Raw genomic sequence first — 25714 nt, 5'->3', positions numbered from 1 at the left:
TATAGATTTCTATGCTTTAAAGGAACGGATAATGGCTGAATTGACAGTTAAACAAACGGCTGCTGCCGGTGGCGGACAGGTGCTGCGTGGCTCAGTGACAATGGCGGGTACACTTACCTTTGCAATTTCGACAGCGATGATGGGCTCAGTGCACGCCGAAGAGGTGGCGCTGGATACGCTGCTGGTCGAGGATGGGCGCATCGCTGCCGATGCCAACCCCTATGCGGAGCCCGAGGCGCCCTACAAGGCAAAGAGCACCTCCGACAAGCGCCGGGTGCGTGAAATTGCCGATACGCCTCAGACCATGACGGTGCTGACCAAGGACAGTATCGAGGACTCCGGCAAGACCGAGCTCAAGGATATTCTCAGCGCGCAGCCCGGCATCACCCTGGGCACCGGTGAGGGCGGCAACTCCTTCGGTGACCGCTATATCATCCGCGGCTACGAGGCGCGCAGCGACGTGTTCACCGATGGTTTGCGCGAACCTGGCCTGATCAGCCGCGAGACCTTCGCGCTGGAGCAGGTGGAGATCAGCAAGGGGCCGAGTTCCACCTTTGCCGGGCGTGGTTCAACCGGTGGTGCAGTGAATACCGTGACCAAGAAAGCCAGCATGGAGGATGATTTCGTTAACCTGCAGGCTGGGCTGGGCTCCGACGATTACAAGCGTTACACCGTCGATGCCAATAAGGCGGTGACCAGCGATCTGGGTGTGCGCGCCAACGTACTGTATACCGAAGCCGATACCCCGGATCGCGCGCCGGCGGGCGAACGCCGCAACGGCATCCTGCTCTCCGGCGTCTATCAACCGGGGCGCAAGACCCTGCTGTCGGCCGACTTTTACCACTTCCGCGGCGATGACCGCACCGATCCCGGGTATGGCTTGGACCGAGATTCCGGCGAGTTCGACAAATACGACTACGTCGGCCAAAACGGCCTGGATTTTCAGCGCAGTGAGGCCGATATCCTGACCTTCACCGTGGAGCATGATTTCGGTCGTGGCGTCGAGTTGCAGAACAAGACCCGTATCGGCGAAACGGTCAATGAGTATATCGTTACGGCCTACAGCGCCCGTCGCGCCGATCTGCGCAGCTTTACCGGATGGCAGGAGAACGCCTATCTGGGTAACCAGACCAACCTTATCCTCGACAAGGAGCTGTTCGGCAAGCGCAATACCATTGTCGCCGGTATCGAGTTTGCCAAGGAGGGCGTGGATGCCGGCAGCTATATCATCGACACCACCAGCAGCTTCACTATCGATCCCTATAACGCCGACAACGGCCTGTGGGCTGGCAGTGTCGAGCGTAGCGATGCAACCCGCAAACTGGATCTGAAAACCCTGTCCGCCTACCTGATGGACACGGTCACCCTGAGTGATGACTGGGAGGTGTTCGCCGGGCTTCGTTATGACTACTTCGATTACTCGCTGGATGCCATTCCCCGAGGCGAGACCACGTTTACCAACTATGAGTTCAGCGATGGCTTCCTGAATGGTCACCTGGGGGTCGTCTACTCGCCCTGGGAGCACGGCAATGTGTACGCCAGTTGGAGTACCTCGTCCAACATCAATGGTGGTGAGGCCGATGCCGGCACCAGCTGCGGGTATGGCGGTCTCTGTGCGGACAGTGACGGCAACTACGCCCAGGCCGAACCGGAACAGTCGACCAACCTGGAGCTGGGCACCAAGTGGAACCTGATGGATGAGAAGCTGCTGCTCACGGCTGCGCTGTTCCGCACCACCAAGGATGACGTCATCGAGGGCGGCTCCGACTCCTACGTCACCGGCGGTACCCTTAACACCGGCAAGAACCGGGTCGAGGGTTTGGAGCTTGGGCTGTCGGGCAATATCACGCCCAAGCTGAGCGCCCAGATCGGCGTGGCGATCATGGAGTCGGAAACCCTGGAATCCTACGACCCGGAGAATGTGGGCAAGCCCAAGGCCAACTTCGCCGAGAAGAGCGGCAACGCCCAGCTGCGCTACCAGTTGACGCCCAAGTTCGCCTTTGGTGGCGTGGCAACCTACTCCAGCGAGATCTTCGGCGGTCAGCCGGATGCGGGTGCCAGTGGCGATATCGAGCTGCCTGACTACACCGTCTACGATCTGTTTGCGAGCTACCAGATCAGCCCACAGCTGAGCCTGCGTGCCAATGTCCAGAACGTGACCGATGAGGAGTACTACACCGCGGTGTACCGTGGCGGCAGCATCGTATATCTGGGCGATGCCCGTTCGGCCAACCTGACGTTGAACTACAAGTTTTGACGGCTTGCCGGTCGGGCTAGACCCGGCCGGCCTTTTTAATTTTTACGGAGGTGCGGATTGATATTGCCCATTCGAAGTGTATTGGACGCGCAGGAGGTGGCGGCGGTGCGCCGGCATCTCGATGCGGCCGACTGGGTCGATGGCGCCCGTACCGCCGGTACCCAGGCCCTCGGGGCGAAGCATAACCAGCAGTTGGATGAACAGTCGCCATTGGCTCGCCAATTGGGCGACCTGATCTTGGCCAGGCTGGCACAGAATCCAAGCTTCATTTCGGCGGCGTTGCCGCTGAAGATTCTGCCGCCGATGTTCAATCGCTATCGCGATGGCGGCCATTACGAACTGCATGTGGATAACGCCATACGGGTTGTACCGGGCACCATTACCCGGGTGCGTACCGATCTGTCGGCAACCCTGTTTCTGTCCTCGCCCGATGAATACGACGGCGGAGAGTTGGAGATCGAGGGCAAATACGGCAAGCAGAGCATCCGTCTGGAGGCGGGTGACATGATCCTGTACCCCTCGACCAGCCTGCACCGGGTCAGGTCGGTCAGGTCCGGTGCGAGGCTGGCGGCGTTTTTTTGGATCCAGAGCATGGTGCGCAGCCATGAACAGCGGGAACTGCTGTTCGATCTGGACAGCTCCGTGCAATCGCTGACGATCAAAAGCGGCTCGGATGATGTCGATGTCATGCGTCTGTCCGGGCTTTATCACAAGTTGATTCAGCAGTGGGCGGATACCTGATGAGTAGCGATAACATGTTGCCGCCGCTGGCACAGATTCCCGCTGATCTGGTCAGCCTTGGCGACTATGCCAAACGGGCAACGGCGCATATGCCGAGGGCGGTATACGAATATATTGTCGGCGGTGGTGCCGACGAGATCAGCCAGCGCCGCAACCGCGAGATGCTGGACCGCCTGCTGATCAGTCCGAGGGTGCTGGTCGATGTCACCCGGGGCAGCACGGAAACACGGGTGCTGGGGGAGGGTTTCCGCCATCCGATCATGCTGGCGCCGGTGGCTTTTCACAAGCTGGTGCATCCGGAGGGGGAGATCGCCACCGCACGTGCCGCCAGCGTGCTGGAAACCCCTATGGTAGTCAGCACCCTGTCCAGCGTCGAGCTGGAGTCGATCGCCCGCACGCTGGACTCGCCGCGCTGGTTCCAGCTCTACTTCCAGCAGGACCGGGAGTTCACCCTGAGCCTGGTGCGCCGCGCCGAGGATGCCGGTTATACCTGCCTGATGATCACCGTCGATGCGCCGCTGCACGGTATCCGCAACCGCGCCCAGCGGGCCGGCTTTGAACTGCCCGAAGGGGTGGAAGCGGTCAATCTGAAGCAGCGACCGCCGTTGCCGCGCAGGGTGCTGGAGCCGAGTCAGAGTATCGTGTTCCAGGGGATGATGACCGAAGCGCCAAACTGGGAGGGTATCCGCTGGCTGCAGTCACACAGCCGACTGCCGATCATCCTCAAGGGCGTGCTCAGCACGGCGGATGCGCTCAAGGCACAGCAGATGGGGATCGCCGGTCTGGTGATCTCCAACCACGGTGGGCGTGCGCTGGACTGCGTGCCCTCGGCCATCGAGGTACTGCCGGCGATTCGTCAGGCGGTGGGGGCGGAGATGAGCCTGTTGCTCGATGGCGCCATCGAGCGCGGAACCGACGTATTCAAGGCGCTCGCCCTCGGTGCCGATGCGGTGATGGTCGGACGCCCCCAGCTTTACGCACTGGCCGTAGCCGGTGCCCCCGGTGTGGCGCATATGCTGCGGATCCTGCGCGAGGAGCTGGAGGTGTGCATGGCGTTGGCCGGGACTCCGACGTTGGCAGATATCGGGCGCGCGGCGCTCTACCAACCCGCACCGTCGCTATTCAACCTCTAGAGGCGGCGGCGAGTTACCGCCAGCCGTCGAGGCGAATCCGGTTTCGAGGCCGGTCTTGCGAGTCGTCGCGCTCAAGTCGCTTGTTCAAGTGCAAGCTCTTTGAGCGCTCGCGGTCGCCATCCCAGGTGTGAGTGCCTTTATTACGCCGGCGACGCTCGTCGTTGTGGCTAAAACCGTGCGTGCGGTCGCGCACTCTCACCCTGACCCGGGAATTGATATCGTCATTGCTTCTGCTCTCGTGGCGGATAGTACTGACGGGGCGGTCTCGATCCCGATCCCGATGACGGCCCGATTCGACAGAGTCTGTAAACCGCTGGATATTCAGGCTGCGTGAGCGCTCCCTGTCTCCATGCCGATAGCGTGGGCCATCGCGATCTCGGCGATCGCTGAAGAACTGGCGATAAGCGCCATCCTGGTCGTGGGAACCGTCATAGTAATAGCGGCGGTTTCTGTCGTGATCACGGTAACGGTCTCTGTCGTGACGATCATAGCGGTTGCGGTGGTCCCGATATCGGTCATAGGGGCTTCGACGTGGCAGCTTTTTGATGATCACCCGTCGCTCGGGTTTCAGCACAATGGTTCGCGGCAGCGTATAGGTGCTGATCCAATGTCCGTGAGGGCGATAGTAGTAACGGCCCGAGTTGATACCGAAATAGACGCTGACATCCGGGTAAAAATAGAAGTCGTCGTAGGCGCTGTCATAATAGCCGTGTACCCCGACACGGGCGTGAGAGTCATAGGGGCCATACACGCAGGCACTCAGCGACAGAGCCAGCAGCAGCGTGAAGCCCCTCAGCAGATTTCGAGACGTAAGTCCGGTTTTCATACTACACCTCCTGTTTGAGGTTTACCGGTGCTTACTATTAAGACAGTAGTTAACTGAATGAGTGCTTAAAAAGGGGAGAGGCTCAACTCCACAGTGTGCTAACCGGCGTATCCGGTGAAAACCGGTGCGCGACCTGGGCTTGCAGAAGTTCGGCGCAGGACAGGGCGTCGGTGAGGGCATTGTGGGCGGGATAGTGCGGCAGGTGGTAGCGCTCGCGACTCTCCGGCAGGCGGATCGAGACTCTGGGTTTCTGGCCGAACAACTTGTCGATCAGGCCGCTGGGCTTGCGACGGTGCAGGCGTGCCTCCAGCTCCATGGTGTCGATACAGGGAAACTCTATACCCTCGCCGATACGCCGTTTCAGTGCGGCATCGAGAAATTTTCGCTCGATCCCCTTGTGGTGCACGACGACGACCCGACCGGCCAGGGTTTCAAGCAGTTGCTCCCGAATCCGGGTCAGGTCAGGTGCGCTCTCCACCTCCGAGTGAGTAATACCGTGAATTACCACCGATTCGTCACGCAGGTCCGCGCGAGGTTTGAGTATCCAGTGCTGGCTTTCGCTCATGCGGATCCGCTCAAGGCTCATGCTGACAAGGCCGATGCTGACGATCTCGTCGCGGCTAGCGTCGATGCCGGTGGTTTCGAAATCCATCGCGACCAGCGGCACCTCCGATATCGGTGTGTTGGCGGCGACCACGCCGGCTTCATAGAAAGCCTTTAGCGACGGGTTACGTGCCTGCTCTGCCAGTTGGGCCAGTCGGGATGGCCAGTCAGGTGAGCGATGGCCTGCCGGTAGCTCCTCTTCCTTTAGCTGCTTCTTACTGAGATAGAACACGCTTCGTCCTTAACCTATACGGCTGGCCTGGTAACGGTATTTTATGAACTTCTGTGCGCTGCTTAGAATCTGGAAGGCATCCTTAAGGTTCTTGCGCTCGAAGTCCGACAGGTTTTCCGGCTCGATTTTGTTATCGGGTTTTTGCCCTGCGTCCAGGTCCAGCGCTTGGTGACGGATGCGCACCATCGAGATGAACTCCAGCGCGTCGCGCAGATCCTGTCCTCTTCCCTGAGGTAGAATATCCGCCTCGATAACGTCTTGAAGTCGGTCGAATGAGTTGCGGGCGACTGAGCCCACGGCCAATGCGTGCACGCGTATCAGATCAGCCAGCGGAGCGGTTCCGCGCCGCTTCATATCGATCGACTGAGTTTGCTGTCCCGAGGGTTCCATGACGAACTCCTTGAAGAAGCCCAGCGGTGGAGTGCGCAGCAGTGCGTTGCGCGCCATGCAGGCCAGGAAGCGGGAGTTGTGCTGGGCCTTGTTCGCGATATAGCGACTAAGATGGTCGGCCCACTCGGTTTTGCCCCAGACGCCGTCCAGGTCAAAGAATATGAAGCTGTTGAGCAGCGTTTGTGGTGTCGGCTCATCGATCCACTCATCGAAGTAACGCTCCCATACCCGCAGCGGTTGACGCCATTTTGGCGTGGTGGCCATGATCTCCCCTTTGCAGTAGGTATAACCGCAGGCGGCAAGGCCGTCGCTGACAAACTGTGCCAACTGGAGGAAATAGGCGTCGTGTTTCATCGGGTCGAAGCTGTTGTCGAGCACCAGGGCGTTGTCCTGATCGGTCACGATCAGCTGCTCCTGGCGTGCCATAGAGCCCAGAGCCAGAAAACAGTACGGCACAGGCGGTGGCCCCAATTTCTCCTCGGCCAGCTCAAGCAGACGCTGCTTGAAGCTGCGGCCGATCACCGCCATGGCGCGACCGATCATTTTCGAGTTGGCATCCTCATGCACCATGCGGCTGAAACATGAACGCACCTCGCCCTCCAGCGTACTCAGCTCCTCAACGCTATTCGCGCGGAATATACGGCTGACCACAAACAGACTGTTCTGCGATTCGTAACGGATAATATCGGATAGCGCGATAACGCCCACCGGGGTTCCGTGCTTGAGAATCGGCAGATGATGCACATTGTGCTGCAGCATCGCCAGCATCGCCTCGAACACCAGTTGGTTGTGCTCGGCGTGGATCAGCTCCGCCGTCATGATTTGGGTTACCGGCGTGTCGTAGCTCAATCCTTTTGCCACTACACGGTTGCGCAGGTCACGGTCGGTGATCATACCGGCCATGCAGGAGACATTGGCCTGATCTGAGCCTGAAGGGTGTACGATCAACAACGAGGATACCCCCTCGTCGCTCATGCGTATGGCAGCCTCGCGCACAGTACTGCCGGTCTCGATGGTAACCGGAGCCCGGCCGATCAACACCTCAATACTGGAGGTCAGCAGTTCATTGGCGTCCTCGCGGCGGGCTACGGTCTGTCTCAGTCGGCTACGGTCCTCCACCTCGACGAAATCTGCGAAGTTTTCGTACTGCTCAAACAGTTCTTTGAAGATCGGCGCCGGAATCAGGTAGGCGAGAGTATCTTCCAGGGCGACGATAGGAAACCGCACCCGGTTCTCACGCAACAAACCGAACTCACCAAAATAGCCCCCTTCGCTGAGCCGGTTGTAGAGATCGCCGTTACGTCGGTACACCTCCACCGCGCCGCTACGAATGACGTACCAAGCGTCCACCTCTTGGTCGAATTCCAGGATCTGAGTACCAGCTTTAAAGTAGCTGACGTCGATATTGGCGGCTACCCGTCCCAGCGCTTCCTCCGGAAGCTCGTTGAAAGGGGGGTAGCGGCGCAGAAAGTCCATGATTTCCAGGTGCTCGGCCTGCATTTTGTCCTCTGGATTCCGAACCGGTGATAAAAAGGGCGGATAGTGTGACTGCCTACTATCCGCCCCGTTCTAACGTACGATGTTTATTAGCTCAGCCTGGGCTCCGTTACCAGTCCTTTAATCACCGATATCGATGCGACCAGCAGAACGATGGTGAACGGGAACCCGGTGGATACCGCCATTGCTTGGAGAGCGACCAAGCCGCCACCCAGAATCAGTGCAATCGCCACCAGTCCTTCGAAGGTACACCAGAACACGCGCTGGGGTGTTGGTGCGTCTACCTTACCGCCTGCTGAGATTACGTCGATGACCAGCGAGCCTGAATCCGACGAGGTGACGAAGAACACCACCACCAGGATTATGCCGATGAACGAGGTGATCTGAGCCATAGGCAGCGCATCCAGCATAGTGAAAAGCTGCAGCGGCAGCTCCGCATCTGCTACCGCTCTGTAGCCCTCGTCGACAACTTGATGGATGGCAGTACCGCCAAATACGGTCATCCACAACACGCAGGCCAGGGAGGGGATGAGCAGCACCGAGATCATAAACTCGCGAACGGTTCGACCGCGGGATACACGGGCGATGAACATGCCGACGAACGGTGACCAGGAGATCCACCAGGCCCAGTAGAAGGAGGTCCAGCCAGCGGCGAAGTTGGCGTCCTCTCGTCCGATGGGGTTAGCCAGTGCCGGCAGGTACTCCAGGTAGGAGACCAAGTTGGAGAAGAAGCCGGTGATCAACGCCAGCGTTGGACCGACAATAATCACAAACAGCAGCAACAGCGCGGCCAGGATCATGTTGATCTCTGACAGGCGCTTAACGCCCGCTTCGAGACCCGCAAAAACCGAGATGGTAGCGATGGCGGTGATTCCGATGACCAGGATGACCTGGGTGGTCGCGCCCATGGGGATATCGAACAGGTAATTTAGACCGGACGCCGCCTGCGAAGCGCCTAGGCCGAGTGAGGTTGCTAGGCCGAACAGCGTGGCAAACACTGCCAATATGTCAATGATATGGCCCGGCCATCCCCACACGGATTCACCGAGCAGCGGATAGAACACCGATCGCATCGTCAGCGGCAAGCCCTTGTTGAACGAAAACAGTGCCAGGCCCAAGGCCAGCATTGCATAGATCGCCCAGGGATGGAGCGCCCAGTGATAGATGGTTGCGGCCATGCCCAGTTGGCGGGCGGCTTCGGGGTCACCCACGGCGGCGCCCAAAGGTGCCCAGTCTGTGCGTACGCCGTTCTCAACGCTGGTGCCGCCCAGGGAACTGGAGAAGTGCGACAGGGGTTCGGATACGCCATAAAACATCAGGCCGATGCCCATGCCGGCCGCGAAGAGCATGGAAAACCAGGCGAGATAGCTGTAGTCCGGCGTGGCCAGGGTGCCACCCAGGCGGACCTTGCCCAGTGGCGAAAACGCCAGCACCAAGCTTAAAATGACGAAGATATTGCCGGCGCCTATAAAGAACCAGTCCAGATTGGTCGTCAGCCAGCTGCGCAATCCACCGAACAACGGTGCGACCTGATTCTGAAATGCCAATGTCAGAACGACGAAAGCGACAATCGTCAGCCCGGAGATGGCAAATACTCGGTTATGGATATCCAGTCCGAAAGGTCCTACATTGACCACAACATTGTCTTGGCCAATCTGGTAGTCGGTATCGTAGGGGTTGACCTCGCCGTCGGGTATCATCGGATCTTTGGAATCCGTCATATCGACTCTCCTTGGTGTTGGTGGGGGGAGTTGCTCTGAATGACCTGTATGCCGAGACTATTGCGGTACAAGCAATAACTTGGCCAGTTAGTCAGGAACGTAATAGTATCAGGATGGCGCCGCGCCAATGCAAATTGGCGTGCTGATGGGCCGCAACGTGATATAGCGGACGGGGTGGGGCTGGCCATCTTCAAGTTTTGCTCTGCTCTATTTTTTTAATTATAAGTTTAGCCAAGCGTGGTGAATTGTCCTCATGCTAATCAGGCATGGTGGCGAACAGGCGCAGTCACGACCATGGAATCATTGTATGAGCATTGAGAGTGCTGTCAGTTTTCTGATTGCGGTATTTATTTTCGGAATCACGCCAGGACCGGGCGTCTTCGCCATCATAGCCCGAGCCTTGCAGCGCGGAGCATGGAGCTGCCTGCCGTTGTCGGTGGGGATGATTGTCAGCGATATCATCTATCTGTTGCTGGCGTGCCTGGGCTTGGCCGCACTGGCTACCCATTGGGGGGAGGTGTTTACGGTGATCCGTCTATTGGGTGCGGGTTACCTCTGTTACCTGGGCTGGAAGATGTGGACCGCGCCAGTCACAGTGATAGAGGCGTCTGCGACGCCCGATAGACGCGATGCATTGCACGCGTTGACACAGGGATTCCTGATCTCCGCGTCCAACCCCAAGGTGATTCTGTTTTACATCGCCTTTCTGCCCACCTTCATGGATGTCACCGCACTCAGCGGTGAAGGGATGGTTTTGGTGTCGCTGTTGACCTTCGTCGGGCTATTGGCTGGGCTTATGCTGATTGCATTCAGCGCCGCCCAAGCCCGCCGTTATCTGCGTTCCCAGCGTGCGGTGAAGGGGATGAATCGCACCTCCGGGTCGGTCATGGCGCTGGCGGGTGTCTACCTGGCGAGCCGAAACTGATACTAAAGGATAGGTAGGTTCCCTCGAAACCGGTAGAAATTCCGTAATAGCCTGTCTATTCTTATCCTACTAAAACACTATGACATTAACCCTGTGTAATACGGGGCTAATGTCATAGCGCCCCTCGAAAGATATCCAGGCCGGCTGACTGTCATCAGTCGGCTGGCGTAGTGCTGCATCGGAAGAGTCGTTGGGTTCACCGGTAAGAGGTGAGCGCAGGGTTCAGGGACACGATCCGCGTCAGAGCCTGGGTCATCCCCTGGTCACAGATAAGCAGCACAATTCCGCCATCAGGGAACGGAGGAGATCGCTTTTTGTCGGCACCTATACTGATCGTCGATGATGACCGGGCTGTTCGGGACCTGTTCGCACGCTACCTGCGCACGCTCGGCTACCTGGTTGAAACCAGCGCCGAAGGCAGCGAGGTACTGGAAGCCTGCCATCAGGCGTTACCGGCACTCGTGCTTTGTGATCTACGTATGCCCGGCCATATGGATGGAATTGAGCTGCTTGAGGCCCTGCGTCGGCGTTATGAGGCTCTGCCGGTGATTGTCGTCTCCGGCACTGGCGAGATGCACGACGCGATCCAGGCGCTGAAACTGGGTGCATCGGACTTCCTGACCAAACCGCTGCCCGATCTGGAGGTGCTGCGCCATGCAGTCGAGCGAGCGCTGGAGCGCAGCCGACTGATCGAAGAGAACCGTAACTACCGACAGTACCTGGAGCGGGCCAATAGCCAGCTTGAAAGGAGCCTGGGAAAGATTCGCGAGGATGAATCGGCAGGACGACGGGTGCAGTTCGCATTGATGCCGCCGCAACGTCAGCGCTTTGGCGAGTATGAGTGCAGCCACCATATCAAGAGTTCATCACTGCTCAGCGGCGATTTCGTTGACTACTTCGCCATCGACCGTGACCGCTTCGCCTTCTATATGGTGGATGTTTCCGGCCATGGCATCTCCTCCGCGCTGATCACGGTGATGGTCAAACACCTGATGTCGCGTTATCTGGAGAACTTTCGCCGCTACCGCGATGGACGATTGCTGGATCCTGCGGCGTTGCTTGAGGCGCTCAACGGCGAACTGTTACAGGGCGATCACGGCAAGTACCTGACCATGTTCTACGCCATTGTCGATACGAAGAAGTGTTCGCTGACCTACGGCATCGGTGGTCAGTACCCCTTTCCCTACTGCTTTGACGGCGATCAGGTGGAGGTCGTTGGCGATAGAAGCCCGCCTGTCGGTCTCTTCGACGAGGCAAGCTATACCTGTGCCAAGCGCAGTATCGGCGAGCGGTTTTCGCTGACGCTGTATTCCGATGGTGTACTGGACACGCTGCCGCAGGCGGACCTGCATGGCTGCAAGGAGCATTTGGCTTCGGTGGCCGCCCGGGACGACAGGGATGCTGAAGCACTGGCCGTGGAGATCGGCTTGGTGGAGTGTAACTCGTTACCGGACGATGCCAGTATTCTTTCGATACGGAGGATATCCGCAAATGGATGAAGGAAAAGTCAGTTTCGCCAGATCCGGTGACGATCTGGCTTTGCGCTTCGAAGGCTCAATCCGCTATACCCTGGCGCACGGGCTGGATACGTTTCTGGATCAAACCTTTACCGCACAACCGCCGAAAAGTGTCTGTATCGATCTGAACGCCACCCAATCAATCGACAGCACGGGTATCGGGCTGTTGGCCAAGATTACACGGCTGCTTGCCGTAGCCGGTGGCGGCAAGCCGGTAATCTTCAGTACCAACGACGAGATCAACGAACTGCTCAGCGCACTCTGCCTGGATCGCTACTGCCTTATGGTGGCGGGCTCGGCACAGATGAGTGCCGACGAGGTGGTGCCCAGGATCGAGCCGGATGAAGCGGGGATGCGGCAAACCATACTCGATGCTCATCGTACGCTTTGTGAGCTCTCGACCGGTAATCGCGAGCAGTTCCAAAGCGTTGTGGATGCGCTGACACGTGAGCAGAACTGAGTACCCTCTCGGGCTGGCGCAATGGCGGTGGGATGGCGGTGAACCAGGATATCGACAGTAAAATCAAGCAGCTGGAAGCAGCGCTGGCGGAAGCAAACGCCACACAGGAGCGCTACCGGCGCCTACTTGAGGCGGCACCGGACGCGGTGGTTGTGGTCGACCAGCAGGGGCGAATCGTACTGGTCAATGCCCAGGTTGCGCCGTTGTTCGGTTATCGCAAGGAGGAGCTGATCGGCCAGTCGATCGAGGTGCTGGTTCCGGAGCGGGCACGGGCTCGGCATGTCGACCACCGTAATCACTTTCTGGCTAACCACGAGGTGCGGCCAATGGGCTCAGGCCTGGACCTGGCGGCCCGATGTAAGGATGGCCGTGAGATTCCAGTGGAGATCAGTCTTAGCCCGCTGGAAACCGCCGATGGCGTGCTGGTGTCCGCGTCGATTCGTGATATCAGTGACCGACGCGCGGTACAGCAGGCTCTGCGCAAGGCAAAGACAGAGTTGGAAACCCGGGTACGGGAGCGTACTGCCGAACTGGAACTTGCCAATAAAGCGTTGCAGGAGGAGATGGCCGACCGGCGGAGCGCTGAGGAGGCTTTGCACCAGGCGCAGAAGATGGAGGCTGTCGGCCAGCTCACCGGTGGCGTGGCGCATGATTTCAACAACCTGCTCACCATCATTAACGGTAACCTGCAGATTCTCGCCGGACACTGCAGGGATGACGAACTGGCCCGGGAACTGATCGATGCCGCGCTGCAAGCGGGGCGGCGCGGTGCGGAGTTGAATCGCACCCTGCTTGCATTCTCCCGCCGTCAGCGGTTACAGCCGGTACTGATCGACCTGAGCGCACTGGCGCAGGGGATCGTCAGCATGCTCAGGCGCACTCTGGGTGAGTCGATAGAACTCGATGTCAGGACGATGGATAACTTGCCCAAGGCATTGGCTGATCCATCTCAACTGGAGGTGGCCCTGCTCAATCTGGCGGTCAATGCGCGGGATGCTATGCCCCTGGGCGGACGCCTGCTGATCGAGACCTCAACAATCCGCTTCGACGAGCAAACGGCAGCACTGGAGGGGGATCTCAAGCCCGGTTCTTATGTCGTACTGGCGGTGTCGGACAACGGCAGCGGCATCTCGGAGGCTAACCTGTCACGAGTGTTCGAACCCTTTTTCACCACCAAGGAGGTGGGGCAGGGCAGTGGACTGGGGCTGGCGATGGTCTACGGTTTCGCCAAGCAGTCCGGCGGACATGTGAAGATATACAGCGTCGAGGGCAGGGGCACCACGGTCAAACTCTTTCTGCCCCTGGCGCCTGCGGGCGGCGAGGTTATTCACGCTGAGCCGGAGCGCCCCCCCAACCGCACGGGACACGAACGGATTCTGGTGGTTGAAGATGAGCCCGATGTGCGGGCATTGGCCGTTCGTGTTCTGCGCAGTCTGGGCTATCAGGTGCTTGAAGCGGCAGATGGCCCGGCGGCCCTGTCGCTGTTGAAAAACGACCCTGCGATCGAACTGCTGTTTACCGATGTGGTGCTGCCCGGTGGTATGCACGGTCCCGATATCGCCAGAAAGGCCAGGAGATTGCGTCCGGATCTGCCGGTACTCTACACCTCGGGATATACTGGCAATGCGATTGCGCAGCTCGAACAGCTGGATCAGCAGGTGCACTTGATCAGCAAACCCTACGCCATCGATGAGCTGGCGGAGCAGATCCGCACTGTTCTGGATGAAAGCAAACCAGCAGGCGGCCGTTAGGTGCGGCGGCTATCGGCACCGCTTGACGGGAGGCGCGCAGTTGCCGAAGCTTCCCTCCTTTGCCTTTGAGCCAGGAACACCCTGTGATTTTCGATCCCCCTCTGGAGCCGGTCACTCTGTTACGCCGGTACAAGCGTTTCATGGCCGATGTGCGCCGCGCCGATGGCAGCGAGATAACGGTGCATTGCCCGAATACCGGTTCGATGAAGAACGGCGTGCTGCCCGGCCAGGAACAGGCGGCGTTGATCTCCGATAGTGGGAATGACAAGCGTAAGTATCGGCACACCCTGGAGGCGGTGCAGGTAGCGCATGGTCATTGGGCCGGGGTGAACACCGGACGTAGCAACTCACTGGTGGAGGAGGCGATCCGCGCCGGCTTGATCTCCGCGCTCTCGCCCGACGATGGCGTGGAGCGGGAGGTAAGGTTTAACGACAGCCGCTTCGATCTGGCGTTGGGTAAACGCTCAGATCCGCACACCTTCATCGAGGTCAAGAACGTGACACTGGGGCCGGGTCCGGATGATCCGGATGATGGCGTGATCGCCTTTCCCGATTCGGTCACCGAGCGCGGACAGAAACATCTGCAGACCCTGATGCAGGTGGTGGCCTGCGGCAAGCGGGCGGTACTGCTGTTCTGTGTCCAGCACAGCGGTGCGCGGGCCTTCCGTCCTGCGGACGAGGTGGATGCCCGCTACGGCGAGCTGCTGCGCGAGGCTGGCGATAGCGGGGTTGATGTGCTGGCGTGGAAGACATCGATATCGGCAGAGCGGATCGCCTTGCTGGAGCCGCTCGATATCCTGTTGTGAGACCGCCTGGACGCGGATCAACCCGGCAAATATTGGTCTCCAGTAAGAGCATCGAGCGTTTTTTGCCTACACTGAGGACCATATCCTGCGAAGGACCTCGGGAAAGATGGTGAACTCAGTGAGACATATTTCAGCGTTCTGGCGGCGACGTTCCCTGAAGTTCTGGCTGGCAACGGGCATGGCGTTGGCTATCGTCCCTATTCTGCTGTTTTCGGTCTTCGGTTATCTCCTGTACGAAAAATCGATCGCCCGCCCCCTGATTGAGGTGTCACGCGAGCAGCGCGAGATTCTGCAGCCACTGCAAAAGATCCAGCTGTCTCTCTGGGGTATGTCCAGGGACGTGATCGACTATTCGTTGACCGGCGAGAATCAACACGCGCACAACTATCGGCGGGAGCTGGACGACATTACCCAGGGCATCGCCAGCCTGTCTCAGGCAGTCGGCGTATACGAATCGACGTCGCGCGATATGGCAACGCTGCAGCGGGATTGGGACGAGTTGAACCTGCTGGCCGGATCAATCATGACGACACCGCCGTTGGGTGTTGCGTCTCTGGCTTCCCGGCGGATTCAGGGTTTCGAGGCGGGAATGGACCGACTTGGCCAGGATATCGGAGTCATCTTCGAGGATCTGCGTCGTGAAAATGAGCGCATTCATGACATCGCACTGGCAGACTTTGAACGGTCGGAACTGCTGGTTGTGATAGGTTTTGCATTGTCGCTGCTGTTTGCCGGTATCGGCGTCCTGTTGATCAACCGCTCCCTGGTGAAAAGTACGGACCAGCTGTTGGCGGGAGCCAAACGTATTGCGGCAGGGGACCGCGAGAGCCGGATCGACATTGAACTGCCGAGCGAACTGGTCAATCTGGCCGAGGCGTTCAATTTGATGACCGACAGGATCCACTCCCAGGAACAGGCACTGCTGCTGGCTGCACGTACGGATGAGCTCACCGGTCTGCACAACCGGCGTGAGTTCGACCGCATTTTGAAGCAATGAGATCGGTCGCGTCGAACGTTACGGCAACCCGCTGAGCCTGATCATGTGCGATATCGATCACTTCAAACAGTTTAACGACAGGTACGGCCACTTGGCCGGTGACCAGGCGTTGCGGGAGGTTGCGGCAACATTGAGCGAGGGGTTGCGCGAGGTGGACCAGGCCTGCCGTTATGGTGGCGAGGAGCTGGTACTGGTATTGCCGGAGTGCGATATGGATGGCGCGCGCAACACCGCCGAACGTGTCAGGCAGGCCGTGGAGGCGCTGGAGATTCGGCTGGAGGATGGACGTTCGGCCGGGGTTACTCTGAGCCTGGGGGTCGCCAGCTATCCCGAACACGGCACCAGTTATGAGGCGCTGTTGCAAAGTGCGGATGAAGCACTGTATCGAGCCAAGCAGCAGGGCCGCAATCGGGTGGCGGCGTGGCGTGACGATAGTGAATCAGATGCGCCGTCGGGCTCGGCTAAGCGAGTACCAGGTTAAGGCTGTCTGTGCTCACTGGTGTGTTCCACTGCAGCAAGGATTTCCGTACTGAGCCGCGACTCGGCAATGTTGAAAAACTCCCGCTCCTCGAAGCGTACATGCCGGGCCAGCAGTTCGCCAAAGGCGTGCAGGGCGTTCAGGCTGTGATCCGCATCCGTTGCAAAATAGCTGCGCAGACGACGATGCTCTTTGTGCAGACGCTCGACCAAGGCTGTCTCGCCGAGCTCCATCAACGGTTCCGACAGATATCGCTCCTCAATCGCGAAATGCGGTTCCAGCTCCGACCGGTAGGCCCGTTCGATCTCTAGCCAGAGTTTGGCCAGCGCCGCTTCGTTCTCGGCAGTCGCTTGTTTTGCCTGCTTGGCAAGCACCAGAGCCCGGTGATGGTCGCTGGACAGCGCTCTTAACTCCGCTGATCTTTTCATATTTATGATATGCATCTTTAGGCTGTGGGGGCGATTGTCTAACAGGCGTATACAGGGGGCAAGGTAAAAAAGGGAGTCGCGAAGACTCCCGTCAAGGGGGGTATAAAGGCAAGGAGAGCCTTAGAAGGTGCGGGAAATACTGACAACCAGCGCGTTATCGTTGCGGAACAGACCCGAGTCGACCTCGTCTTCGCTGTCGATGCTGGTGATGATGTACGCGGCTGACAGGTCGAGACCTGCGAAGCTGCCGGACAGGCCGATGGAATAATCTTCGTAGTCATCGATATCCACTTTGCCCCAGTAGTCGCCAAAACTGTGACCGGCGTGCAGATCAAGACTCATCTCGTAGGGCAGCGGGTGACTGTAGTCGACGGCGATGTACTGACCGGCTTCGCCGCTGTTGAAGTAGTCGTTGGCATAGCCGTAAGTCACGGAGGCGCTGCCGTAGTAGAGGCTCAGGTTGAGCTGGCCGTAATCAGCATCGGCAGCGTCATAGCCGGGGTAGGTGTACCAGGCGTAGTTGACGTCGTAGCTCAGGTCGTCGGTGATGTCGTTGCCGTATCCGATGTAGTAGTCGATCTCCAGATTGGCATCATCACCGAAATCCACGTTGCTGCCCCAGATGCCGGCATAGAGGCCACTGTCGAAGGCCAGGTCGAGACTGCCCTGAATCGCAGGATCGCCAGCGGTCTGGGAGATACCGTTATAGCGGTAGTCGCTGGTGAAGCCGATGGTACCCGAGGTTTCCACTGCGTACGCCGGGGTGATTGCCAGGGCGCCTAACACACTAAGAAAAACCTTTTTCATTGAACGTTCCTTGGATCGTTGGTTGGGTTTGATCACATATCGCCGGTTGCGGTTTTGTGCGGTAACGGCGGAAATCTAAAGGTCGCGCCCTGAGCCCCACAATATCTCCCAGGGGATAGGCGCAACCTTCATCTGAGTCAGGCGGCTTCGGTTTGGGTGAAGTGCTTGCCCAGCAACGCGTGATAGAAGTCCTTGTCCGAGAGCATGCCCACCAGGCGGTCACCATCGCTGAGCAACACGGGCCGCCCGGTGCGGTAGCGCAGCTCGATGGCGGTGCGCATGGAGATATCGGGGTTGGCGACCATCAGCATGTTCTCGCGCAACTCGTCGAGCAGGTAGTGGTCCTGCCACTGCTTGATTTCGAGTGCCTGGCCATTGCTCTGGGCTGAGACCGGTTTACCGGCGTCGAGGTGTACATGGCTCTGGTCGTAGGCATTCAGCAACAGACGGTTGTTCTCGCAGCTCAGGCTGTTGATGCCGGTCATCAGTGAGCGGCCGCGCAGTACGTTGAGTGGATTGGTATGGGCGACGAACTTCTCCACATAGGCGTTGCTTGGGTTGAGTACGATATCCTCGGGCGCACCGTGCTGGATAATGCGTGCCGATTCCATGATCGCGATGTGGGAGCCGATCTTCAGCGCTTCGTCCAGATCGTGACTGACGAACAGTATGGTTTTGTGCAGTTGGCGCTGCAGGGATATCAACTCATCCTGTAGCTGGGTACGGATCAACGGGTCCAGCGCCGAGAACGGTTCGTCCATCAACAGGATATCGCTGTCCATGGCGAAAGCACGGGCCAAACCGACGCGCTGCTGCATTCCGCCGGAGAGCTCATGTGGCAGCTTGTTGTGCCACTCGGCCAGGCCCACCATCTCCAGCTTCTCCATCGCCTGTTTGCGCCGTTCGTTTTTCCCTATCCCCTGCATCTCAAGGCCGAAGGCCACGTTATCGACCACGCTGAGCCAGGGCATCAGGGCGAACTTCTGGAATACCATTGAGATACGCTTGCTGCGCATATGACGCAGGCTGTGCCCCTGGCACCCGGCCATGTTGACCATCCGGTCACCGTCACGGACTTCGAGCGAGCCGCGGCTGATCGGGTTAAGGCCGTTGACGGCGCGCAGCAGGCTGGATTTACCGGATCCGGAGAGCCCCATCAACACACAGATCTCGCCTTGGTTTACCTCCAGGTTGGCGTCGTGCACACCCACGACATCGCCGGTGGCTTCCAGTATCTGCTGTCGGGTGTTGCCCTGATCGAGCATGCCCAGAGTGCGTGGCACATTGTTGCCGAATACTACGTCCAGGTTGCGAATGCTGACTGCTTTCATTTTTCTACCCCTTTTAGCGTTTCGCGGCACGGCTTGCCGGCGCCTTGCACAGGCGGTCGAGGATCACGGCGACCAGTACGATCGCCAGTCCGGCTTCGAACCCTTGCGAGATATTGACGGTGTTCAGCGCGCGCACCACCGGTTTGCCGAGGCCGTCGGCGCCGACCAGTGCCGCGATCACTACCATCGACAGTGACAACATGATGCACTGGGTGATGCCGGCCATGATCTGTGGCATGGCGGCCGGCAGCTCCACCTTGAACAGCAGTTTTCTCGGCGTGGCGCCGAACGCTTTGCCCGCTTCCATCAGTTCTTCAGGTACGTTGACGATGCCCAGATAGGTCAGGCGGATCGGTGCAGCGATGGCGAAGATGATGGTGGAGATCAGGCCCGGCACCACACCGAGGCCGAACAGCACCAGCGTCGGGATCAGGTAGACGAAGGTGGGTATGGTCTGCATCAGGTCCAGGATCGGACGCAGCAGGGTATAGACCCAGGGTTTGTGCGCGGCCAGGATGCCAAGCGGTACACCGATCAGAACGCAGAGGGTGGTAGCGGCCAATACCAGTACGAAGGTCTCCAGCATCTCCTGCCAGTAGCCCAGATTCAGGATCAGCAGTAGTGCGAAGGTAACGAAAATCACCAGCGCGATGCTGCGGTGCCAGAACCAGGCGATGGCCGCAGTCGCCAAAATCGGCACAGTCGGCGGAAACCACTGCATCAGCGTGACCAGGTTGAGGATCATCCACTCCAGTGAACCGGATATGGCGTCGAACAGCCAGGAGGCGTGCATCGTCAGCCAGTCGACGAAATTTTCCATCGCCGCGCCGAGCGGCAGTTTATGTTCGGTTAGCCAGTTCATGTTGATTACCCGTTTTAAAGTCCAAGATGCGAACGAACCGCGGTGAGTGCGTCTGAACCGTCGAGGGTGGTGACCCCGGCCAGCCAGCTATTGAGCACGTCGGGATTCGCTTTCAGCCAGCTGCGGGCAGCTGCGTCTGGTTGCTGGCCTTCGTCGAGAATCAGGCCCATGACTTCGTTTTCGAGCTTGAGGCTGAAATTGAGGTTGGTGAGAAGCTTGCCCACGTTGGGGCACTCCCCGGTATAGCCCTTGCGCACATTGGTGTAGACGTTTGCGCCACCGTAGTTGGGGCCGAAGTAGTCATCACCGCCGGAGAGGTACTCGATCTCGAAGTTTGAGTTCATCGGGTGTGGTGCCCAGCCCAGAAAGGCGACCCAATCCTCGCGCTTAACGGCACGGGAGACCTGGGACACCATGCCGGCTTCGCTGGATTCAACCAGTTTGAAGCCCTTCAGGCCGAAAGCGTCGGCGTCGATCATATCCTGGATCAGGCGGTTGCCGTCGTTACCCGGTTCGATGCCGTAGATGCGGTTCTTGAACTGGTCGGCGAATTTGGCTAGATCGGCAAAAGAGTGAACCCCGGCGTCGTAGACGTACTTGGGCACCGCCAGGGTGTATTTGGCCCCTTCTAGGTTCGCGCGTACGGTTTCCACTGTGCCGTTATCGCGATACTTGGCGATATCGCCCTCCATGGTCGGCATCCAGTTGCCGAGGAATACGTCGATCGAGCCGTTGGCCATGGTGGTGTAGGTGACCGGAACCGACAGCAGGTGAGTCTTCGTGCTGTAGCCAAGACCCTGCAACACTTCACTGGTGATGGCCGTGGTGGCGGTGATGTCGGTCCAGCCGACATCGGAAAAACGTACGGTGGAGCAGTCTGCTGCCTGGGCCTGGGTTGTCAGCGAGAGTGCAGTGCTCAGCGTGAGTGCTGCACCGGCACGGTAGATACTGACGCGGATGCTGTTATTACGGCTACTCGCTTTCTTCATCGTTGATACCTCTATGCTATTAGTCTTTTTATGGGGCACTGCAAAGGATCAAAAAGGGCCGTGGAGCTGATGCTCTCTACTGACCAGATAGTTAGTTGGATACCTCCAGTGGCAGGTATTGGCTTTGTCCGGCGGTTGAGCTGCCGGTAGTCGCCCCCGCAGCGGGACGAGCCGCTCTGCCGGGACGTTGACGCTCGGTCCATTTGTCATCTATCCATACCGGCACGTCGGAGGGGGCAAGGGGTTGCTTGCCCAGAATCAGGTCGGCGGCTTTCTCCGCCACCATGATCGTCGGCGCGTTCAGGTTGCCGTTGGTAATGGTCGGGAATATCGACGAGTCCACCACGCGCAGGGCCTCAAGTCCGCGCACCCTGCACTCAGGATCGACCACCGCCATCGGGTCGTCGGCCGCGCCCATCTTGCAGGAGCAGGAGGGGTGGTAGGCGCTCTCCACGTTCTGGCGCACCCAGGCGTCAATCTCCTCGTCCGTTTGTATGCTGGCGCCGGGCTGGATCTCCTCGCCACGGTAGCCATCCAGCGCCGGCTGATTGAGGATCTCGCGGGTCAGGCGGATGCAGTCGCGCCAGTCCTGCTGATCCTGCTCGGTGCTCAGGTAGTTGAAACGGATCTCGGGGGCGACATGTGGATCGGCACTCTTGATGCGTACCGTGCCGCGGCTCTCCGGCTTGTTGGGGCCGACATGGACCTGGAAACCGTGGCCATCGAATGCGGCCTGGCCGTCGTAGCGCATCGCCGCAGGCAGGAAGTGGTACTGGATATTGGGCCACTTCAGCCCGGCCCGGGAGCGGATGAAGCCGCAGGATTCGAAGTGGTTGGTGGCGCCCAAACCATCCTTGAACAGCATCCAGCGGCTGCCGATCAGGCCCATGCTGAGCAGGTCCAGTTTGCCGTTCAGGGTGATCTTTTCGTTGCAGCGGTACTGGAAGTAGACCTCCAGGTGGTCCTGCAGGTTTTCGCCGACGCCGGGCAGCTCATGCTTGACCTCAACACCCGCCTGTTTCAGCACTTCAGCTGAGCCGATGCCGGACAGTTGCAGCAGATGGGGCGAGCCGATGGAACCGGCACTGAGGATCACCTCTTTGCTGGCCGATGCCTGTACCACCTTGCCATTCAACTCATACTCCACGCCGCTGGCGCGTTTGCCGTCGAGCAGCACGCGGCGGCAGGTGACACCCTGCTGCAGCGTCAGGTTCTGCCGGGCCAGCGCCTCGCGCAGATAAGCGTTGGAGGTGGACGCGCGAACGCCACTGCGCACGGTCATGTGCATCGGGCCGAAGCCCTCCTGGCAATAACCGTTGTAGTCGGCGGTTTTCGGATATCCCGCCTGCTCACCGGCATCGATGAAAGCCTGGTACAGCGGGTTCAGTGACATCTCGTTGCCGTTGCAGGTGGCCAGTGGGCCATCGCCGCCACGGTAGTCGTCGGCGCCCTCGGACCAGGTCTCGGCACGCTTGAAGTAGGGCAGGCAGTCCTGGTAGCTCCAGCCGCTGGCACCGGCGTGTTCCCACTGGTCGAAGTCGCAGGCGTGGCCGCGCACGTAGACCATGCCGTTGATTGAGGAGCTGCCGCCAAGCACCTTGCCGCGCGGACAGTGCAGTGCGCGGCCGTCGATTCCCGCATCCTTCTCAGCATGGAACTGCCAGGTGTGACGCTCGTTGTTCATCGGGTAGGAGAGGGCGGTCGGCATCTGGATAAACAGGCTGCGATCGGAGCCGCCCGCTTCCAACAGCAGTACGGAGGTGCGACCGTCAGCGCTGAGCCTGTTCGCCAGTACGCAACCGGCGGAACCGGCGCCGACAATGATGTAATCGAAAGCGTTCATCTATCTGTACCCTGCTAAACCGTTAAATGTTTGTCGTTACAGGCGCCTGTCAGGCATAGGGCGACTCGATGTCGCCGAGTTCCACATACACCGCCTTGGTCTGGGTGTAGTGGGCCAGGGTCTCGGCGCCGTTCTCGCGGCCGATACCGGACAGCTTGTAGCCGCCTACCGGCATCTCGGCGGGGGAGGCGCCCCAGGTGTTGATCCAGCAGATCCCCGCCTGCAGCTGGGCGATCACCCGGTGTGCCCGGCTCAGGTCGCGGGTAAACAGGCCCGCGGCCAGACCGTAGTCGGTATCATTGGCGCGCTTGAGTACCTCCTCCTCGGAGCTGAACTTCAGCACCGACATCACCGGACCGAAGATCTCCTCGCGCACCTGCGGCATGTCGTCGGTGCAGTCGGCGAACACGGTGGGGGCGACGAAGTTGCCCTTGCCCAGTTCGCCCTCGGTCACGCGCTGGCCACCGCAGAGCAGGCGGGCGCCGGCGGCCTTGGCCGCGTCGATATAGCCGAGCACCTTGTCCAGGTGGGCTTCGGAGATCAGCGCGCCGACCTGGGTCTGCATATCCATCGGGTCGCCGATCTTCAGTTTCGCGGTGCGTTCGGCCAGCTGCTCAAGGAAGGCGTCGTAGAGCGACTCATGCACGAACACCCGGGTGCCGTTGGTGCACACCTCGCCCTGGGTATAGAAGTTGGCCAGCATGGCGCCGGACACGGCGTTGGTCAGGTCGGCATCGTCGAACACGATCAGCGGTGATTTGCCGCCCAGCTCCATGGTCACCGACTTCAGGGTTTTCGCACTGGCTTCCATTACCTTCTTGCCGGTGCCGCATTCGCCGGTGAAGGAGACCTTGGCGATGCCGGGGTGGGCGGTGAGCATCTGGCCGACCCGGGCATCGCCTTGCACCACGTTGAACACGCCATCGGGCAGACCGGCTTCGGTGAAAATCTCGGCCAGCTTAAGTGCGCCCAGCGGGGTCTCCTCCGAGGGCTTGAACAGCATCGCGTTGCCGGCGGCCAGGCAGGGCCCGGCCTTCCACATGGCGATCTGGATCGGGTAGTTCCAGGCGCCGATACCGGCGCAGACACCGAGCGGTTCGCGCCGGGTATAGAAGAAGTTGGTAGAGCCCAACTGCTGGTGTTCGCCGCCGAGGGAGGCGGCAAGACCTGCGTAGTACTCGATCACGTCGGCACCGGTGACAATGTCCACGCAGATCGCTTCCTGCAGCGGCTTGCCGGTATCCAGCACCTCGATTCTGGCCAGCTCATCGTTGCGCTCACGCAGGATCTGCACCGCGCGCATCAGGATACGGCCGCGCTCGGCGCCGCTCAGGGCGCCCCAGATCGCCTGGCCTTCGCGGCAGGAGGCGACGGCGGCATCCACATCGGCCTGGGCGGCCTGCTGGATCTCGGCGATCACCTCGCCGCTGGCCGGGTTACGGCTGACGAAGGTCTCGCCAGAGCTGGCGTTGCGGTACTGGCCGTGAATATAGAGTGCGTGCTGCTGCATCGAAGTTATTCCTCAGTCTCTAGCCGGTAACTCATCCAGCCTGACGGAGCTGGAATTTTTTATTGATTGATCGTTTAATTAAAAATAAAGCTTCTTTGACAAAAGTCAAAAAAGCCAAATATTTATAAATCGTTGATAAGTAAGGGTTTATATATTTTGTGTCGTAAATTGAAAGGTTTGTGACGTGATCAGGCCAGTGGTTATTTGCCAGGAAAAGCCGTTCTCCGAGGGTGAAAAGGCCGGTATCGCGCCGAAAATGAACACCGATTTTTGACGTCGAGCCAAAACAGGGCGTCTCTAATCGGTTGAATTCAACGGATATGACAAGGCTGCAGGCGAAGGCGAAGCTGGATATGTCGCATTTTTGTGCGCAGCTATCCCATGGGCGATGGGGAGGCGATCACAGAGACAGATAAGAGCAGATTATGTGTTGAAAAATATTCATAACTGATAAGGAAGTTGAAAAACTACCTCATAGTGATGGCGAATGGAGTCGTAGAAGCGGGGAGGGCCTGCCCATAGAGCGCAGACCCGAGGCGTTAGCGTGCTGCACTGCCCCCCTGTTGTGACTGATAGCGTTGTGCGCTTTCGCGGAACCTGTTCAGCGCTTCTGCCGCATTCACATCGGGATCGCTGACGCTGTCGATCCAGTTCTGATCCATGCCAGCAGTGAGTTTCCAGTAATCCAGGGCAAGCGGTGAGTCGTCTCCGACCTGTTTTATCGCAACCTGGTTCTGCTGGGCCGCGGCGATGCCGTTCTTATCGGACTGGTCCCAGGCCTGGCCGGCCAGGATTGAGAGCTGTGCTCCGGAGACCGCCATAACCGCCTGTCGATCCTTCGCACTCAGTTTGTCGAGGAACTCCTCGTTGGCGATGATCGCGAAGCTGCCCAGGTAGAGCCCGCCCGGCAACAGGGTCAGGTTGGGCGCGACCTCGGCGAGGCGGAAATCCTTTTCACTGGCCGCCGGCATGAACACGCCATCGACGATACCCTGCTGCATCAGCTCGTAGACCTTCGGTCCCGGCGCCGCTACCGGGGTAACGCCCAGACGTTCGCCGATATCCTGCTGGATCCCCCCGCCCAGGCGGATCTTCTTGCCCTGCAGATCGGCGAGACTGTTGATCTCCTGCTTGCTGAAGATCTGGCCGGGTCCGTGGGTGAACAGTCCCATCAGCTCGACGCCATCATGTTCGCCCGCCTTGGCGAAGTACTGCTGGTATACCTCCCAGTAGGCGGCGGAAGCGGCTTCAGCGTTGACGCCCAGCCCCGGCAGCTCCGCCATCTTGGTCAGACGGAAGCGCCCCGGCACATAGCCGTGGAAGCTCCAGGCGGCATCGGCGACGCCATCCTCCACCAGGGTGAAGAATGAGCCCTGATCACCCAGACCGTACTCCAGCTTTATCTGTACGCGCCCCTCCGTGGCATCCTCGATCCACTTACCCCAGGTCGGGAATACCACGCTGTTCTGGACATGGCCCGGAGGGCCGGCGGTGGCTATATGCATGATGATCGGTTCGTCCGCGTAAGCAGTCAGTGAAGTGCTCAGCATCAGAGCGGCGAGGGCGGTTTTGAAACCTTTATTGCTCAGCATAGTGTGCTCCTTTTTATT

General features: G+C 59.3%; 22 protein-coding genes. 10 read left to right on the top strand and 12 right to left on the bottom strand.

Annotation, left to right across the window (positions count from 1 at the left end; all coding sequences use genetic code 11):
• Positions 1-31 precede the first annotated feature (31 nt).
• The 3 genes from IEX40_RS11905 to IEX40_RS11895 all read left to right on the top strand — a co-directional run bounded on the left by IEX40_RS11905 (position 32) and on the right by IEX40_RS11895 (position 4131).
• Positions 32-2257: a TonB-dependent receptor gene (locus tag IEX40_RS11905; protein ID WP_188748477.1), complete on the top strand. Its 2226-nt coding sequence runs from the start codon at positions 32-34 to the stop codon at positions 2255-2257.
• Between the two features lie 63 nt (positions 2258-2320).
• Positions 2321-2998, top strand: coding sequence for a Fe2+-dependent dioxygenase (locus tag IEX40_RS11900; protein WP_229680725.1), 678 nt, complete (start codon positions 2321-2323; stop codon positions 2996-2998).
• Entirely contained in the window at positions 2998-4131 is a 1134-nt protein-coding gene (locus IEX40_RS11895) for an alpha-hydroxy acid oxidase (RefSeq protein ID WP_188748473.1), read from the top strand. Before IEX40_RS11900 ends, IEX40_RS11895 begins: the two co-directional genes overlap by 1 nt.
• 13 nt (positions 4132-4144) lie before the next feature.
• On the opposite strand, the gene IEX40_RS11890 is transcribed toward IEX40_RS11895, so the two are convergent.
• From IEX40_RS11890 to IEX40_RS11875, 4 genes are all read right to left on the bottom strand, one after another.
• Positions 4145-4957 (bottom strand): hypothetical protein, encoded by an 813-nt coding sequence (locus IEX40_RS11890; protein ID WP_188748687.1) that lies wholly within the window; start codon positions 4955-4957, stop codon positions 4145-4147.
• 82 nt (positions 4958-5039) lie between these two features.
• Positions 5040-5792: a 3'-5' exonuclease gene (locus tag IEX40_RS11885; RefSeq protein ID WP_188748471.1), complete on the bottom strand. Its 753-nt coding sequence runs from the start codon at positions 5790-5792 to the stop codon at positions 5040-5042.
• Between the two features lie 9 nt (positions 5793-5801).
• A complete protein-coding gene (locus tag IEX40_RS11880; RefSeq protein WP_188748469.1) occupies positions 5802-7682 on the bottom strand; it encodes a DUF294 nucleotidyltransferase-like domain-containing protein in 1881 nt (626 codons plus the stop codon).
• An 86-nt stretch (positions 7683-7768) separates the two neighbouring features.
• On the bottom strand, positions 7769-9400 hold the full coding sequence (locus IEX40_RS11875) for a BCCT family transporter (RefSeq protein WP_188748467.1): 1632 nt from the start codon (positions 9398-9400) through the stop codon (positions 7769-7771).
• A 307-nt stretch (positions 9401-9707) separates the two neighbouring features.
• Here IEX40_RS11875 and IEX40_RS11870 point away from each other — a divergent pair, with 307 nt between their 5' ends.
• From IEX40_RS11870 to IEX40_RS11840, 7 genes are all read left to right on the top strand, one after another.
• Positions 9708-10325 (top strand): LysE family translocator, encoded by a 618-nt coding sequence (locus tag IEX40_RS11870; RefSeq protein WP_188748465.1) that lies wholly within the window; start codon positions 9708-9710, stop codon positions 10323-10325.
• Positions 10326-10639: 314 nt separating this feature from the next.
• Positions 10640-11824, top strand: a complete 1185-nt coding sequence (locus IEX40_RS11865) for a response regulator (protein WP_188748463.1) — start codon at positions 10640-10642, stop codon at positions 11822-11824.
• Complete coding sequence (locus IEX40_RS11860; protein WP_188748461.1) at positions 11817-12302, top strand: STAS domain-containing protein; 486 nt, start codon at positions 11817-11819, stop codon at positions 12300-12302. The genes IEX40_RS11865 and IEX40_RS11860 overlap by 8 nt, the downstream gene beginning before the upstream one ends.
• A gap of 32 nt (positions 12303-12334) precedes the next feature.
• A complete protein-coding gene (locus tag IEX40_RS11855; protein ID WP_188748459.1) occupies positions 12335-14053 on the top strand; it encodes a PAS domain-containing hybrid sensor histidine kinase/response regulator in 1719 nt (572 codons plus the stop codon).
• A gap of 83 nt (positions 14054-14136) precedes the next feature.
• Positions 14137-14859: a DNA/RNA nuclease SfsA gene (sfsA, locus tag IEX40_RS11850; protein WP_188748457.1), complete on the top strand. Its 723-nt coding sequence runs from the start codon at positions 14137-14139 to the stop codon at positions 14857-14859.
• Positions 14860-14977: 118 nt separating this feature from the next.
• Positions 14978-15856 (top strand): HAMP domain-containing protein, encoded by an 879-nt coding sequence (locus IEX40_RS11845; protein WP_188748455.1) that lies wholly within the window; start codon positions 14978-14980, stop codon positions 15854-15856.
• 43 nt (positions 15857-15899) lie between these two features.
• Positions 15900-16337 carry a GGDEF domain-containing protein gene (locus IEX40_RS11840; protein WP_188748678.1) on the top strand — a complete coding sequence of 146 codons (438 nt, stop codon included), beginning with the start codon at positions 15900-15902 and terminating at the stop codon, positions 16335-16337.
• Here the strand turns inward: IEX40_RS11840 and IEX40_RS11835 are convergent.
• The 8 genes from IEX40_RS11835 to IEX40_RS11800 all read right to left on the bottom strand — a co-directional run bounded on the left by IEX40_RS11835 (position 16334) and on the right by IEX40_RS11800 (position 25696).
• The gene (locus IEX40_RS11835; RefSeq protein WP_188748453.1) at positions 16334-16762 is read right to left on the bottom strand and encodes a hemerythrin domain-containing protein; all 429 of its coding nucleotides are present in this window, start codon (positions 16760-16762) and stop codon (positions 16334-16336) included. The genes IEX40_RS11840 and IEX40_RS11835 overlap by 4 nt on opposite strands.
• 120 nt (positions 16763-16882) lie before the next feature.
• Positions 16883-17569 carry a TorF family putative porin gene (locus tag IEX40_RS11830; RefSeq protein WP_188748451.1) on the bottom strand — a complete coding sequence of 229 codons (687 nt, stop codon included), beginning with the start codon at positions 17567-17569 and terminating at the stop codon, positions 16883-16885.
• Positions 17570-17706: 137 nt separating this feature from the next.
• The gene (gene choV / locus IEX40_RS11825) at positions 17707-18900 is read right to left on the bottom strand and encodes a choline ABC transporter ATP-binding protein (protein WP_188748449.1); all 1194 of its coding nucleotides are present in this window, start codon (positions 18898-18900) and stop codon (positions 17707-17709) included.
• Between the two features lie 13 nt (positions 18901-18913).
• The gene (gene choW / locus IEX40_RS11820) at positions 18914-19762 is read right to left on the bottom strand and encodes a choline ABC transporter permease subunit (RefSeq protein ID WP_188748447.1); all 849 of its coding nucleotides are present in this window, start codon (positions 19760-19762) and stop codon (positions 18914-18916) included.
• 14 nt (positions 19763-19776) lie between these two features.
• Positions 19777-20751 (bottom strand): choline ABC transporter substrate-binding protein, encoded by a 975-nt coding sequence (locus IEX40_RS11815; protein ID WP_188748445.1) that lies wholly within the window; start codon positions 20749-20751, stop codon positions 19777-19779.
• A gap of 91 nt (positions 20752-20842) precedes the next feature.
• The gene (gene betA / locus IEX40_RS11810; protein WP_188748443.1) at positions 20843-22594 is read right to left on the bottom strand and encodes a choline dehydrogenase; all 1752 of its coding nucleotides are present in this window, start codon (positions 22592-22594) and stop codon (positions 20843-20845) included.
• Between the two features lie 49 nt (positions 22595-22643).
• Positions 22644-24104, bottom strand: coding sequence for a betaine-aldehyde dehydrogenase (gene betB, locus IEX40_RS11805; protein WP_188748441.1), 1461 nt, complete (start codon positions 24102-24104; stop codon positions 22644-22646).
• 539 nt (positions 24105-24643) lie between these two features.
• On the bottom strand, positions 24644-25696 hold the full coding sequence (locus IEX40_RS11800) for a TRAP transporter substrate-binding protein (protein WP_188748439.1): 1053 nt from the start codon (positions 25694-25696) through the stop codon (positions 24644-24646).
• Between the last annotated feature and the right edge of the window lie 18 nt (positions 25697-25714).

Source organism: Marinobacterium zhoushanense (assembly GCF_014641945.1).
Lineage (GTDB): Bacteria > Pseudomonadota > Gammaproteobacteria > Pseudomonadales > Balneatricaceae > Marinobacterium_D > Marinobacterium_D zhoushanense.
Note: the sequence above shows the minus strand (reverse complement) of the source record. Positions and strands in the feature narration are given on the sequence as shown.

Excerpts from the sequence above, each read along its gene's own strand:
- choW (WP_188748447.1), bottom strand. The coding sequence starts at position 19,762 with ATGAACTGGCTAACCGAACATAAACTGCCGCTCGGCGCGGCGATGGAA.
- IEX40_RS11870 (WP_188748465.1), top strand. The coding sequence starts at position 9,708 with ATGAGCATTGAGAGTGCTGTCAGTTTTCTGATTGCGGTATTTATTTTC.
- IEX40_RS11860 (WP_188748461.1), top strand. The coding sequence starts at position 11,817 with ATGGATGAAGGAAAAGTCAGTTTCGCCAGATCCGGTGACGATCTGGCT.
- IEX40_RS11895 (WP_188748473.1), top strand. The coding sequence starts at position 2,998 with ATGAGTAGCGATAACATGTTGCCGCCGCTGGCACAGATTCCCGCTGAT.
- IEX40_RS11830 (WP_188748451.1), bottom strand. The coding sequence starts at position 17,569 with ATGAAAAAGGTTTTTCTTAGTGTGTTAGGCGCCCTGGCAATCACCCCG.
- IEX40_RS11905 (WP_188748477.1), top strand. The coding sequence starts at position 32 with ATGGCTGAATTGACAGTTAAACAAACGGCTGCTGCCGGTGGCGGACAG.
- IEX40_RS11835 (WP_188748453.1), bottom strand. The coding sequence starts at position 16,762 with ATGAAAAGATCAGCGGAGTTAAGAGCGCTGTCCAGCGACCATCACCGG.
- betA (WP_188748443.1), bottom strand. The coding sequence starts at position 22,594 with ATGAACGCTTTCGATTACATCATTGTCGGCGCCGGTTCCGCCGGTTGC.
- betB (WP_188748441.1), bottom strand. The coding sequence starts at position 24,104 with ATGCAGCAGCACGCACTCTATATTCACGGCCAGTACCGCAACGCCAGC.
- IEX40_RS11875 (WP_188748467.1), bottom strand. The coding sequence starts at position 9,400 with ATGACGGATTCCAAAGATCCGATGATACCCGACGGCGAGGTCAACCCC.
- IEX40_RS11855 (WP_188748459.1), top strand. The coding sequence starts at position 12,335 with ATGGCGGTGAACCAGGATATCGACAGTAAAATCAAGCAGCTGGAAGCA.
- IEX40_RS11815 (WP_188748445.1), bottom strand. The coding sequence starts at position 20,751 with ATGAAGAAAGCGAGTAGCCGTAATAACAGCATCCGCGTCAGTATCTAC.
- IEX40_RS11800 (WP_188748439.1), bottom strand. The coding sequence starts at position 25,696 with ATGCTGAGCAATAAAGGTTTCAAAACCGCCCTCGCCGCTCTGATGCTG.
- IEX40_RS11890 (WP_188748687.1), bottom strand. The coding sequence starts at position 4,957 with ATGAAAACCGGACTTACGTCTCGAAATCTGCTGAGGGGCTTCACGCTG.
- IEX40_RS11880 (WP_188748469.1), bottom strand. The coding sequence starts at position 7,682 with ATGCAGGCCGAGCACCTGGAAATCATGGACTTTCTGCGCCGCTACCCC.
- IEX40_RS11840 (WP_188748678.1), top strand. The coding sequence starts at position 15,900 with ATGTGCGATATCGATCACTTCAAACAGTTTAACGACAGGTACGGCCAC.
- choV (WP_188748449.1), bottom strand. The coding sequence starts at position 18,900 with ATGAAAGCAGTCAGCATTCGCAACCTGGACGTAGTATTCGGCAACAAT.